The organism is Cedecea lapagei (genome assembly GCF_900635955.1).
Classification (GTDB): domain Bacteria; phylum Pseudomonadota; class Gammaproteobacteria; order Enterobacterales; family Enterobacteriaceae; genus Cedecea; species Cedecea lapagei.
Map to the genome: position 1 here is coordinate 2,793,306 of NZ_LR134201.1, position 13,878 is coordinate 2,807,183.

Consider the following 13,878-nt stretch of genomic DNA (forward strand, 5'->3'; position numbering starts at 1 on the left):
AGAGTCTTTTAACCTGACGGAATAAGTAACACCTCTGGATCGCCGATGATAAAAAATGGCAATCTGATCGCCGCCTGACCATACTTGATCAACGTTAATAGGGACATTGAGCGTCATCCCATGAGCAAACCTCTGAATATTTTCCTCACCACCTGCCTGTTATTTATCGGCCTGTTTCTGACTTCGCAAAGCAGCCTGGCGGCACAAGCCGAGGGGCAGGAGCCCGGCCTTAAGGAGATTGCCGGGCAGTTAAAGCAATATAAGACGCAAATAGACGACATTAAGCAGCAGGTCTCCCGGGCCAACACCGACAACAGGCTGATTAAGCTGTTCGACACCACACAAAAGCTGGGCGTGGAGGTGGATAACATGGCCGCCCTGCTGCAGCCGATGCATGACAAGGTCCAGGCTCAGCTGCAAGTTTTGGGGCCGGCCCCGGAGGCTGGCGCGGGAGCTGAAACCGCCAGCGTTTCAGAACAGCGCAATGCGCTGAACAGAGACAAAAAGCAGATTGATGAGGCGATCGGCACCTCGCAAAGCCTGCAAACGAATATCCGGGCGCTGGGCATTCAGATTAACGATCTCCGCCGCACCTATTTTAAGTCGCAGCTGACGTCGAACAGCGGCAGCATATTAAGCGGCACCTTCTGGCTGCAGGAAACGGATACCCAGGCTGTCGATGTTCAGCGCTTCAATGACTTCTGCGAGCAACTGCTGAAAACCTGGCAGGCTGGCTGGGAGCCAGAGTGGTTCTGGGGCACCTTATGGCTGCTTGTGGCCGCTGTCGCGATCGCGTTCTCAGGCTGCTATCTGATTGAACGACTCCTGGTCTGGATCAATATCACCTGGTTGCCGGATGGCCGCCTGCGCCGCAGCTTCAACTCGTTGGCCAGCACGTTAGTCACCATGTTCACCATTACGCTGGCGCTTTCCATAGTGAAAGGGGCCTTTTCACGCGTGGAAGAGTTCTCTCCGCAGGTCAACGACTTTGTCGAAGGCTTTGTTCAGCTTGTCGTTTTCTGCTCATTGATTTACGGCGGCGGTCGCGCTTTTCTCTCCCTGAATCGCCCTTCATGGCGGCTGGTACAAGTCGACGACAGCGTGGCCGCAAGCGTGCGCTACTTCCCGTCGCTGCTGGCCGTACTGGGCTTAATTGTTGGCAGCATCGACCTGTTTAATAACGCGATTAGCGCCAGCCTCGGCACCACGATACGCACCAATGGGATAGTTTCCGCCGTGATGGCCAGCGTCATGCTGGTAATGATGCTGCGCATCCAGCATGCTCACCGGCATCTGGAAAAAGAGGGCGAGTCCACGGTGAAACGCTCCCGGCTTGACGCCTTAGTCTGTCTGCTGGTTATGCTCGCCTCGCTGGTGATTCTGGCGGCGCTGCTGATAGGTTACATCGCCTTCGCTCGCTACCTCACCTACCAGGTCATCTGGTTCAGCATGGTGCTGGTGGCGTTTTATTATCTGGTCACCTTCGCTACCGACTTTTTTGCCGCCGTATTTTCGCCGCAAACCGCCAGCGGCAAGGCAATGAAAAAGTCGCTGCGCTTTAAAGACCGGCACCTTGAGCAGCTGGCCGTGGTGTTTACCGCCTTCACCAAATGCGCCCTGCTGTTAATGACCATTATTGCGCTGTTTAACGGGACCTTCGGCACAACGACGCCAAGCCTGCTGATCAGTAAGCTGGTGAGGATTTTAAGCGGCGACGGGCTGAAGCAGCTGCACATCGTCCCCGGCAACCTGCTGAACGCGGTGCTCAGCCTGGTGATTGGCCTCTATATCCTGCGCGTGACCCAGCGCTGGCTAAGCCAGGAGCTGCTGCCTAAAACCATCACCGATATCGGCATTCGCGCGTCGCTGATCACCCTGTTTACCAACGTCGGCTACGTGCTGCTGATCCTCATCACCCTGGCCGCGCTGGGTATTCAGTGGAACAACCTGGCGTGGATTGTCAGCGCCCTGTCGGTGGGCATCGGCTTTGGCCTGCAGGAGATTGTGAAGAACTTTATCTCCGGCCTGATCCTGCTGACGGAGCGCCCGGTGAAAGTAGGCGATATGATCGGCATCGGCGGCATTGAGGGCGACGTGCGGCGGATTAACGTGCGCGCCACGGAGATCCAGCTCAGCGACCGCTCGACGATGATCGTCCCTAACTCGCAGCTGATTTCCCAGAACGTGCGTAACGCGACGATGGGTAACGCTCAGGGGGTGGTGACCATCGCCCTGACCTTCCCGACCAATATTGACCCGGAGCAGGTACGCGATTTATTGCTCAGCGCCTACCGTAATTATGAAGTGATCCTGCCCACGCCTGCGCCTTATGTGCGCTTCAGCCAGCTGGGGCCGGAGGGCATTATCCTCAGCGTGACCGGCTACGTTGCCAGCCCACGTATGGTCGGCTCCAGTAAAAGCGAGCTGCTGTTTAATATCCTCAAGCTGCTGCGCCAAAATGAGGTGAACCTGTCCAGCCCGCAGGAAGTTGTTTTTATGAAGCAGCGGGCAAAGGCTTTAGCAGATGACGATGAGTTTTCTTCTTAGGGCCTGGCTGCCTGGCAAGCCGGTTGCCTGATTTCCGGGTTCCCTGCCCGCCTTCACCGTGCTCTATCACGGTGAAGGCGGGAACACCGCTTATTTAGTGAATGCCCTGCACAATGTTGCCGTCGAGCGTCGCCAGCCCCCGCGTTGTTCGCACGAAGCGCGGCGCTTTTACATTCTCTTCCAGCAGGCCGAACACTTCACAGAGCAGATCCGCCATCTGCACCTGCAGGTCTGTGGCAAGCTGCTGGCCCAGCAGCACCTGCGCTAAGGCGGCACAATACTCGCAGAGCATATCTGAGTCGGTTTCAGGTGCAGTACCCGGCACACCCTCCTGCCCCTCTTCCACCGTTAACCGCTCAATCAAATGCTGCGGCAGCGGCTGCCCCAAAACCACTCTCAGCACGTTAAACCCCGCCAGCAACCGGCCGCCCAGCGCAATATATTCAGCGTGATTATCTGTTTCGATTAATTCATCAACCCAGCAGCGGCAAATATGCAGCACATAAAATAAATCGTCCTTTGCGCCCAGCGGCATTTTTAACAACGCTGCGACGCCCCCGGCAATAATCGTTTGCCCCCTGGCCAGTTCCGTATGCGCGGATGTGTTACTATCGGCGTTAGCCATAATGTGACTCCTATCTAGTTACGTTGTGGTTAGCCCTCGTCTGGTGTTGGCGCACCTTTCGGGGGCGAATTCTTTCTTCTTTACCTTTGGCTACTTCTTGAGCGCTATCGTCTGTTTATTGCACTGGATAAGTCAACAGGGGTTTGGTTTAAAATTATTGGAAACCTTGAAAATTCGAGGGGGATCGCGGAAATGTGATAACTGGGGAGTTGGGTTGCATTGGGTAATGTTTTTCACATTCATTACTTTTTTTGGTGATATTTAATTTCTCTATTTTTGATACAGAAGGCCTTATCTAAATATTGTCGAATAAATATTATTCCCATCCCAATTCTCTGTATGTCTGTTTATCTTGCTCAGGTAAATCCGTTGTATATTCCCCCCAACCACGATAATGATAGAACTGCGTCATGGCTTCAAAGTGGGAGCCACCCTCGCAGGACCAAACCAATCTGGATCCAGGTTCGAGCAATCCGCGAGCTGAATCGCCTTGCTGACCAGCCAGGCAAAACAAATCAAGCCCTTCTTCATTTGTCCAAAGTTCATGCATCATGAAATATGCTTTCCTAATCTTAAGGTAAACTTTCAATCATAAGAGCGGTTCAATAGCTATATTTATACCAGAAAGTAGCTAAAATGGACGTTATAATAATCTAAATAACCAGCCTTGGACGAAGGATGGCACTACCTAAAAATGCAAAACAGGACTTAATTCTAACTGTTTACATTTAAGTCAATTCATTTCACTATTATATCATATGTTGTCATCTGACTTTTTATTACTACTATTACTAGTAGGTAGTTATGCAATTATTTTTTTAGAAATCATGTTATGTTACCTACAATCTAATTTATGTCACTCAAAAGACACCAGTAATTAAAGGGGTTTAAGTTTGAAATATTATATACATATAGTCAATTTCAACATTATCATGGCTCTTTAAATAGCCTTATAATTATCATTATATTTTAAATAATTTTAAACCCAGATTATAAACATGGAGAATGATATGAAGGCATTTTTATCACATAATTTTTCTGATAAAAATTTTGTCAAAGAGATTTATGACAACCTCACGGCTACACATGCAGTTTTCGATGAGCAAACTTTCCCATCGAATTCATATCTTGTCGATGAGATAAGAAACAGCATGTTGGATTGTGATATTTTTGTATTATTTTTATCGAGAGCAGCGTTAGCCAGCAAATGGGTTAACGGGGAAATTGATTTAGCAAAGGAATTATCTTTCATTAAGTCAATAAAAAAAATCATGGTTTTCTTATTAGATGATACAAAATGGAATGAGTTACCTACGAGTTTTCAGCAGTTCCGTGCTGAATCCATTCCAAACCCAATACAAATTTCAACTACAATTAGAAATGAGCTATCTGCATTGCTTAATAATAAAGTAGATGAATGTTATGGCAGAGAAGACGATGTAAAGAAAATAACCAATCATTTAGTAATGATGGATGAAAAACCAAAGTTTATTTTATTGAGTGGCCCAGATGGTATCGGGAGAAAAACTTTAGGTAGAGAAGTATACAGGAAACTGTATAAATTAGTTTCAGGAACAATTGAGATAAATATTGATGACTATGCGAACTTAGATAGTGTACATACATCCTTAATAAAATACACTGCGAATTGGAGAGGTCGTGAATTTCTCGAAGAGAAAGACAGATTCAATAGGTTTAGTGAGTCAGAAAAAATAAAACATATAGGTTCTATGATTGATGGAATTTGTGTCCCGAGTAAACAAGTATTATTTTTAGATATATCAAACATAAGTTTGAACCATGATGGCGAGTTAAACCCTTTATTGAAATCATTAATGAAATGTTTAAATAAACATTCTTGGCCACACGTCGTTTTTATATCTAAAAGACATGTAGACATAGATGATTTCGATGATGGTTATTCTTATCAAGTATACCCTCTTAGCGAGGGAGACTCCATTTATTTATTTAGAATGCTAATAAATCTGTATGATATCGAAATACCAAAGCAGGAACTGAGTATTATTGAACAAAACTTCATTGGCCACCCGGGATTAATAAACATGGTGGCGACCTATCTGAAAACAACCCTAATTACAAATTAAATAGAACACACGGAACAATTGTATCCAAAGTCAGGATGGAGGTTAGCAGGTTAATACAAGATTTTGTAAACAATGATAAGGAGAAAGAAAAAATAATCGGATTCTTTGGCATGGCCGAAATCATCTCTTTTAGTGAAGCAAAAGAGATAGGAAAAAACTGGCTAGAGTTCGAAAGTGGGCTATCAAAGTTAATTGATTCAGGATTCCTACAGTATCAAAAAAATGATTACAGGCTTTCATCTTATCTACAAAATGAAGCACAAAAATATGCAAACACATATCGTAACGACTTGCTACCAAAAATACAGTCTCTCCTGAAAAAATATAATGACTTAGATGATGAATCTTATGTACCAATTGACATATTAGATGCCAGAATCGTTTCACATCTAACTACAAATGAAAGTTTACCTGATTATTTGCAAAATTTCCTAATGCCAATCCAGTTAATAAAGGCATCAAAAAGAAGATACAATGAAAGAGATTATAAGGACTCACTAAAGCTTTCCATGAATGCTTATGAATGGAGAACTAAATTAAGTACTGAGGGGATAATAGAGATATGGAGATTAATAGGGCTTTCTTCGGCTAGAATTGGTGATGAGGAACAGTTTTCATTTTTCCAAGACCAATATAGTAAAATACCCAACAATTATAAAAAAGATATAATCTATAATTTTGTCAATGGATTTAAGTCCAGGCTAAATGGAAAGTTGAAAGACGCTTTGCGCTGGCTAATGAAAATTGAAACTAAGCAAGATGTTGATGCATATGTCTATCGAGAGATAGCTACAATACATTCTTTTGACGAACGATTTGATGAGGCAATTGATTATGCAGACAGAGCGTTATCAATTGATGTGGACAACCCTTTCATTCTTGATATAAAAGCATGGGCATTATTATCCCTTTACAGGAAAGAGCGAACAACTATTTTAGTTAATAAGATTGAAGAGTGTCTCGATAGATTAAGAGTTGCAGATGGTAGAAAGAACACAACATTTTTCCACGTTCGAGAGAAAATGAAAGATGTTCTTGTCGACGAACAAAGTGTCAATTTATTAGACTCTCTCTCTAAAAGTTCATCACTTAACATCCAACTAAAAATATCTATTCTTGAGGTTTTCTCTGCCAAAGGTAGAGATTATCAATATGCTGAACTATTAAAAGAAATACAAACCTCTATAAAGCAAAAAAAGGGGAGTAAAATTATTGAGGTTAATTTAGCTAAAGTAAAAATCAAACATGCTATTGGGCAGTCTGACTTTCCTGAGGCGGAAAACCTACTAACCAGATGGGGAAGTAAATTTACTGATTATCTTGAAAATAGTCTAAGGGCTGAGATTAAAAAGGCACAAGCCTATTCCAAAAGATAACCCATTCAATTCCCCATCAAAAAATTACAATATAAAACAAGCCATCTATCTTTAGGTGGCTTCACATCATTTCAATAAATGATTAAAAATAAATCCGACCAACACACTGAATACAATACAATCTTCCTCATTACGCCATTATAATACCAATGAAAACAACAATGAACAATGTGAGCTTTTAATTAACCACAAAAATATTGAATTTTATTTATTAAAAAACCCATAGGCTAAACACACCAACATGATAAATAATCAAATCTTGTAAGAATGAATACTAAACACCAAACTTAATTCAAAAAAACCTTTTAAAACTTCCCAGCCATCTATAAAACCTTAAGGGAACTAATATGTTAACGATCGAGTTAGAAGCCAGAGTAATCATCTGTATGACTATCTCAATCATGGTTATATAGTAAAAATTATGGTTATTATTTTAAATGTATGACACATCACACAGTCGAATATGCATCAAATCCCCACTACTCACAGATAATTCCCTCCCTGCTTTATCCCTCCAACACCATCCAACGCAAAATCAACCTGATACTTAACGTCGTTCATCTCATAGAGCAGGTTATAGGTCACATCTTTCTTAAGCGTCAGGTTAAAGCAATGATCAGGATATTTCTTGGCGATATGGTCTTCAAATAACAAAGGATGCTGGTAGGTATCTGCGGACGAAGTTAAGAGATAATAGCTAAGCACATCACCTTCTTTCGACTTAATGCAAATTTCTTTGCTGTTCTTTTGATAAACACTGCCCGCGTTTCTAAAGTCCAGCCGGTCGCCGACGCAGCCAGAAATGAGAAATATCAGGATAAGCAGAAGATTTTTCATGCGGAATAAGTCCCTTGATTTAAAAGGGGCATCCAGCCCCTTCCCTTTCACTCAATCAAAGCAAAACGCAATCAACCCTTCTTAGCCGTTAACTCAGCAATCCGCACAATCACCGCCACCGCCTTCTCCATCCCTTCCAGGGTCACAAACTCGTGCTTGCCGTGGTAGTTATAGCCGCCGGTGAACAGGTTCGGGCACGGCAGGCCTTTGAAGGACAGCTGGGCACCGTCGGTGCCGCCGCGGATCGGCTTCATGATGGGCTCGATGTCGCAGTCGCGCATGGCCTGCTGGGCCACTTCGACAATATAAGGATGCTCGGCCACCTTCTCGCGCATGTTGTAATAGCTGTCTTCTATTACCAGCTCGATATAGCAGTCCGGGTGCAGGCCTTTGCCGACTTTCTTGGCGATCTCCATCATCCGGCGCTTGCGGGCTTCGAACTGCTCGCGGTCGAAGTCGCGGATGATGTAGTGCATCTCGGCGCGGTCGACGGAGCCTTTTAGGGTGTTCAGGTGGTAGAAACCCTCGTAGCCCTCGGTGCATTCCGGGCTTTCGTCCGCCGGGACTTCGGCGTGGATGCGAGCCGCCAGCGACAGGGCGTTCACCATCACCCCTTTGGCGGTGCCGGGGTGCACGTTGTTGCCGACAATTTTGATGGTCACGGAGGCGGCGTTGAAGTTCTCGCTTTCCAGCTCGCCCACGCCGCCACCGTCCACGGTGTAGGCCCATTCGGCGTTAAAGGCTTCGACGTCGAAGAAGTGCGCGCCCTTCCCGACTTCCTCGTCCGGGGTAAAGGCCACGCGGATGTCGCCGTGCGGCAGGTTTTTGCCTTTTAATACCGCCAGCGCGGTCATGATTTCCGCCACGCCTGCTTTGTCATCCGCGCCCAGCAGGGTTTTGCCGTCGGTGGTGATCAGCGTCTGGCCCATCAGTTGGTGCAGCACCGGGAACATCACCGGGGAAAGGATCTCATCGCCTATGCCGAGCGCGATGTCGCCGCCGCGGTAGTTCTCGACGATTTGCGGGTTTACGTTTTTGCCGGTGAAGTCCGGCGCGGTGTCCACGTGGGAGATAAAACCAATGGCCGGGACAGCATGCCCGACGTTCGACGGCAGCGTGCCCATCACCGTGCCGTGGTCGCTGAGCGTGACGTCCACCAGCCCCAATTGCTCCAGCTGCTCTTTTAACAGGCGCAGGAGCTTCCATTGCCCTTCGGTGCTCGGCACCTGCTTAACGCCGGGCTTGGATTGTGTATCCAGAGAGACATACTGCAAAAAAGCGCTCAAGTAATTTATCCATTTAGCCACCCTCGTTTTTAGTGACATCAATTATCAATAAGCCGCATCGGGCAAATATTGCGTCAGGTCACTTTTAGTCGGTTACGGAAAAAAATAGTTTTCGCAGAACGTAACAAAGCCAGGGTAAAACGTACCTTTAACCGTAGACGATAACGGCCAGGCTTTGTGGCCATCGGGATTGGCGATCCCGCTGCTTTGCCGTAGAATGCCAGCCCTTACTCAACGTGCCAAAACCCAAGGTGGTTAATCACAAACCCCGTATCCTTCGCTCCGGATACGTCATTTATGGGACAGCGTAAAAAATTGAATAAAGTGCAACGTTCGCACTCCATGCTGGTCAACCTGGCGGGAGTTGCTAAGAGCTTTGATGGTAAATCTGTAATTTCTGACTTCTCTCTCACCATTAATCATGGTGAATTCCTTACGCTGCTTGGCCCTTCCGGCTGCGGCAAAACTACCGTACTGCGCCTTATTGCCGGGCTCGAAAACGTCGATGCCGGGCAGATCACGCTCGATAATCAGGACATCACCCACGTGCCTGCCGAGCATCGCCACGTGAATACCGTGTTCCAGAGCTACGCACTGTTTCCGCACATGACGGTGTTTGAAAACGTCGCCTTTGGCCTGCGGATGCAGAAAACACCTGCGGCTGAAATCACGCCGCGCGTGACCGAGGCGCTGAAAATGGTGCAGCTGGAAGAGTTTGCCCGGCGCAAGCCGAACCAGCTTTCCGGCGGCCAACAGCAGCGCGTGGCAATTGCTCGCGCGGTGGTGAACAAGCCTCGTCTGCTGCTGCTCGATGAGTCGCTGTCGGCGCTGGACTACAAGCTGCGCAAGCAGATGCAGAACGAACTTAAAGCCCTGCAGCGCAAGCTGGGCATTACGTTTGTGTTTGTCACGCACGACCAGGAAGAGGCCCTCACCATGTCCGACCGCATCGTGGTGATGCGCGACGGCAAGATTGAGCAGGACGGTACGCCGCGAGAAATATACGAAGAGCCAAAGAACCTGTTTGTTGCCAGCTTTATCGGCGAGATCAATATCTTCGACGCGACGGTGCTCGAGCGCATCGACGAGCAGCGCGTACTGGCGAACGTGGAAGGCCGGGAATGCCATATCTTCGTCAATCAGCCGGTGAGCATCGGGCAGCATCTGAACGTTCTGCTGCGCCCGGAAGATTTGCGCGTGGAAGAGATCAACGACGCCCGCGAAGTCGACGGGCTGATTGGCTACGTGCGCGAACGCAACTATAAAGGCATGACGCTGGAGTCTACCGTCGAGCTGGAAAACGGCAAGATGGTAATGGTGAGCGAGTTCTTTAACGAAGACGACCCGGACTTCGACCATACGCTTGATCAGAAAATGGCGGTGACCTGGGTAGAAAGCTGGGAGGTTGTGCTGGCAGATGAAGAGCTCGCGTAAATTCCAGAATGTGGTAATTGCCACCGTGGTGGGCTGGCTGCTGCTGTTTGTCTTCCTGCCCAACCTGATGATCATCGTCACCAGCTTCCTGACCCGCGATAACGATAACTTCGTGAGCATGGTCTTTACGCTGGATAACTACACCCGGCTGGCCGACCCGCTGTACGCCCAGGTGCTGCTGCACTCGCTGAACATGGCGGCGATAGCCACGCTCGCCTGCCTGGTGCTCGGCTACCCTTTTGCCTGGTTTCTGGCGCGCCTGCCGGAGAAAGTGCGCCCGCTGCTGCTGTTCCTGCTGATTGTGCCGTTCTGGACCAACTCGCTGATCCGTATCTACGGGCTGAAGATCTTCCTCAGCACTAAGGGCTACCTTAACGAGTGCCTGCTGTGGCTGGGGCTGATCGACACGCCGATCCGCATCATGTTCACTCCGAGCGCGGTGATTATCGGCCTGGTCTATATCCTGCTGCCGTTTATGGTGATGCCGCTTTACTCCAGCATTGAGAAACTGGACAAGCCGCTGCTTGAGGCGGCGCGGGATCTCGGGGCCAGCAAACTGCAAACCTTTGTGCGCATTATTCTGCCGCTGACCATGCCGGGGATTGTCGCCGGCTGCCTGCTGGTGATGCTGCCCGCAATGGGGCTGTTCTACGTGTCAGACTTGATGGGCGGCGCGAAGAACCTGCTGATTGGCAACGTGATTAAGAGCCAGTTCCTCAACATCCGCGACTGGCCGTTCGGCGCGGCAACCAGCATTACGCTGACGCTGGTGATGGGCCTGATGCTGCTGGTGTACTGGCGCGCGGCGCGCCTGCTGAATAAAAAGGTGGAACTGGAATGATCGGACGCCTGCTTCGCGGCGGCTTTATGTCCGCCATTTACGCTTTTTTATACATTCCGATCATCATCCTGATCGTGAACTCGTTTAACAGCTCGCGCTTCGGCATTAACTGGCAAGGCTTCACCACCAACTGGTACAGCCTGCTGATGAACAACGACAGCCTGCTGCAGGCCGCAAAGCATTCGCTGACGATGGCGGTGTTTTCCGCCAGCGCAGCCACGCTTATCGGCTCGCTTACCGCCGTGGCGCTCTACCGCTATCGCTTTCGCGGCAAACCGTTCGTCAGCGGCATGCTGTTTGTGGTGATGATGTCGCCGGACATCGTAATGGCTATTTCGCTGCTGGTGCTGTTTATGCTGCTGGGGGTGTCGCTCGGCTTCTGGTCGCTGCTGTTTTCCCACATCACCTTTTGCCTGCCGTTTGTGGTGGTTACCGTCTACTCCCGCCTGAAAGGGTTTGACGTCAAGATGCTGGAAGCGGCGCGTGATCTGGGCGCCAGCGAGCTGACCATTCTGCGCAAGATTATTCTGCCGCTGGCGATGCCTGCAGTGGCTGCTGGCTGGCTGCTAAGCTTTACCTTGTCGATGGACGATGTGGTTGTTTCTTCGTTCGTCACCGGGCCGAGCTACGAGATCCTGCCGCTAAAAATTTACTCGATGGTCAAGGTCGGCGTTTCGCCGGAAGTGAACGCCCTGGCCACCATTCTGCTGTTACTTTCGCTGGCTATGGTGATCGCCAGCCAGCTGATCCTTCGCGATAAAACCAAACCTCAGGGGACGTTAAAATGAAAAAATGGCCACGCCACCTGCTTGCTGCGGGCGCTCTGGCGCTTGGCATCGGCGCCGCTCATGCCGACGACAGCAAGACGCTCTATTTCTACAACTGGACCGAGTACGTGCCGCCGGGCCTGCTGGAGCAGTTCACCAAAGAGACCGGTATCAAGGTGATTTATTCGACCTACGAGTCGAACGAAACCATGTACGCCAAGCTCAAGACCTACAAAGACGGCGCGTACGATCTGGTGGTGCCATCCACCTACTTTGTGGCGAAGATGCGCAAAGAAGGGATGATCCAGAAGATCGACAAGAGCAAGCTCAGCAACTTTAAGAATCTCGACCCGGAGATGCTGAACAAGCCGTTTGACCCGAATAACGACTACTCCATCCCGTATATCTGGGGCGCCACGGCGATTGGCGTCAACAGCGAAGCTATCGATCCGAAAAGCATCACCAGCTGGGCCGACCTGTGGAAGCCGGAGTACAAACAAAGCCTGCTGCTGACCGACGACGCGCGCGAAGTGTTCCAGATGGCACTGCGCAAGCTTGGCCTGTCCGGCAACACCACCGACCCGAAAGAGATCGAGGCCGCCTACCACGAGCTGCAAAAGCTGATGCCCAACGTGGCGGCGTTTAACTCCGACAACCCGGCTAACCCTTATATGGAAGGCGAAGTGAACCTCGGCATGGTGTGGAACGGCTCGGCGTACGTGGCTCGCCAGGCAGGCACGCCGCTGGAGATTGTCTGGCCGAAGGAAGGCGGGATTTTCTGGATGGATAACCTGTCGATTCCGGCCAACGCGAAGAACGTCGACGGCGCGCTGAAGCTGATCAACTTCCTGCTGCGCCCGGACGTGGCTAAGCAGGTGGCGGAAACCATCGGCTACCCGACGCCAAACCTCGAAGCCCGCAAGCTGCTGCCGAAGAACGTGGCGGAAGATAAGTCGCTGTACCCGGATGCAGAGGTGATTAAAGCTGGTGAGTGGCAGAACGACGTGGGTGACGCGAGCGCGCTGTATGAGTCTTATTATCAGCGACTGAAGGCGGGGCGGTGATTGTCCCCTCACCCTAACCCTCTCCCCAAAGGGGAGAGGGAACTGGATCGAGTTCGGTTTCCCCCCTCACCCTAACCATATCCCCAAAGGGCAGAGGGACTGGATCGAGTATAAACCTTCGATTTTCCCCCTCTCCCTTCCAGGGAGAGGGCCGGGGTGAGGGTTAACCGCTAACTACAACCCCTTCAAAAGCCTGTCCACAAACTCCGGCACCACCTGGCTCGCCAGGCCGTAATGCTTCTCTTCAAACTCGCTGCCGACCTGGCTTGGCTCCAGATTCAGCTCTACGGTATGCGCCCCCTGCAGACGCGCCTCGTGAACAAAGCCCGCGGCCGGGTAAACGTGGCCGGAGGTACCGATAGCGATAAAGTAGTCAGCGGTGGCAATAGCCTGATAAATCTCATCCATGCCCAGCGGCATTTCGCCAAACCAGACGATATGCGGGCGCAGCACGGAAGAGATCTGGCAGCAGTGGCAGCGGTCTTCGGCGGTGATATCCCCCGTCCAGTCCAGCACCTGGCCGCTGCTGGCGCAGCGAACCTTCAGCAGCTCACCGTGCATGTGAATGACGTTTTTGCTGCCAGCACGCTCGTGGAGGTTATCGATATTCTGGGTAACCAGCACGAAGTGATCCCCCAGCGCCTCTTCCAGTGTTGCCAGCGCCACGTGCGCAGCGTTAGGCTGCACCTCCGGCTGCTGAAGCTGGCGGCGGCGTTCGTTGTAGAAACGCTGCACCAGCGCCGGGTCACGAGCAAAGCCTTCCGGCGTCGCCACGTCTTCGACGCGGTGCTCTTCCCACAGCCCGTCGGCGGCTCTGAATGTACGAATGCCGGATTCAGCGGAGATCCCCGCGCCGGTGAGTACTACCACTCTTGGTTTTTCCATTACTTCCGGTCCCAACCTGTCTCTGAAAAAGATACGCTGACGCAAACGTTGGCGCAGCAGGCGCTTGTTCTTCCGAAACCGGCTAAGCCGGTGTTGACGACGAGAAAGCAT

General features: G+C 50.0%; 11 protein-coding genes and 1 pseudogene. 7 read left to right on the forward strand and 5 right to left on the reverse strand.

The window, feature by feature from the left end; genetic code table 11:
* Positions 1-120: 120 nt before the first annotated feature.
* Entirely contained in the window at positions 121-2,547 is a 2,427-nt protein-coding gene (locus EL098_RS13525; RefSeq protein ID WP_126356747.1) for a DUF3772 domain-containing protein, read from the forward strand.
* A gap of 94 nt (positions 2,548-2,641) precedes the next feature.
* Here the strand turns inward: EL098_RS13525 and EL098_RS13530 are convergent, their stop codons facing one another.
* Both EL098_RS13530 and EL098_RS13535 read right to left on the reverse strand, forming a co-directional pair.
* On the reverse strand, positions 2,642-3,172 hold the full coding sequence (locus EL098_RS13530; RefSeq protein WP_126356748.1) for a hypothetical protein: 531 nt from the start codon (positions 3,170-3,172) through the stop codon (positions 2,642-2,644).
* A 316-nt stretch (positions 3,173-3,488) separates the two neighbouring features.
* Entirely contained in the window at positions 3,489-3,725 is a 237-nt protein-coding gene (locus tag EL098_RS13535) for a hypothetical protein (protein ID WP_126356749.1), read from the reverse strand.
* Between the two features lie 457 nt (positions 3,726-4,182).
* Between EL098_RS13535 and EL098_RS13540 the strand changes: the two genes are divergently transcribed.
* Both EL098_RS13540 and EL098_RS13545 read left to right on the forward strand, forming a co-directional pair.
* Positions 4,183-5,277, forward strand: coding sequence for a TIR domain-containing protein (locus EL098_RS13540; protein ID WP_164716860.1), 1,095 nt, complete (start codon positions 4,183-4,185; stop codon positions 5,275-5,277).
* Positions 5,278-5,387: 110 nt separating this feature from the next.
* Positions 5,388-6,653 (forward strand): hypothetical protein, encoded by a 1,266-nt coding sequence (locus tag EL098_RS13545; protein ID WP_126356751.1) that lies wholly within the window; start codon positions 5,388-5,390, stop codon positions 6,651-6,653.
* Between the two features lie 483 nt (positions 6,654-7,136).
* Here EL098_RS13545 and EL098_RS13550 read toward each other — a convergent pair whose 3' ends face one another.
* Positions 7,137-7,490: a putative T6SS immunity periplasmic lipoprotein gene (locus EL098_RS13550; protein ID WP_126356752.1), complete on the reverse strand. Its 354-nt coding sequence runs from the start codon at positions 7,488-7,490 to the stop codon at positions 7,137-7,139.
* Positions 7,491-7,561: 71 nt separating this feature from the next.
* Positions 7,562-8,789 (reverse strand): annotated as a pseudogene (pepT, locus tag EL098_RS13555) (peptidase T).
* Positions 8,790-9,073: 284 nt separating this feature from the next.
* Here pepT and potA point away from each other — a divergent pair.
* From potA to potD, 4 genes are read left to right on the forward strand one after another with little or no spacing between them, the layout of a single operon-like run.
* On the forward strand, positions 9,074-10,210 hold the full coding sequence (gene potA / locus EL098_RS13560; RefSeq protein ID WP_126356754.1) for a spermidine/putrescine ABC transporter ATP-binding protein PotA: 1,137 nt from the start codon (positions 9,074-9,076) through the stop codon (positions 10,208-10,210).
* Positions 10,194-11,051 (forward strand): spermidine/putrescine ABC transporter permease PotB, encoded by an 858-nt coding sequence (potB, locus tag EL098_RS13565; protein WP_126356755.1) that lies wholly within the window; start codon positions 10,194-10,196, stop codon positions 11,049-11,051. Before potA ends, potB begins: the two co-directional genes overlap by 17 nt.
* Positions 11,048-11,839 (forward strand): spermidine/putrescine ABC transporter permease PotC, encoded by a 792-nt coding sequence (gene potC / locus EL098_RS13570; RefSeq protein ID WP_126356756.1) that lies wholly within the window; start codon positions 11,048-11,050, stop codon positions 11,837-11,839. Before potB ends, potC begins: the two co-directional genes overlap by 4 nt.
* A complete protein-coding gene (gene potD, locus EL098_RS13575; protein WP_126356757.1) occupies positions 11,836-12,882 on the forward strand; it encodes a spermidine/putrescine ABC transporter substrate-binding protein PotD in 1,047 nt (348 codons plus the stop codon). The genes potC and potD overlap by 4 nt, the downstream gene beginning before the upstream one ends.
* A 174-nt stretch (positions 12,883-13,056) precedes the next feature.
* Here the strand turns inward: potD and cobB are convergent, their stop codons facing one another.
* On the reverse strand, positions 13,057-13,878 hold the full coding sequence (gene cobB, locus EL098_RS13580) for a Sir2 family NAD+-dependent deacetylase (RefSeq protein WP_126356758.1): 822 nt from the start codon (positions 13,876-13,878) through the stop codon (positions 13,057-13,059).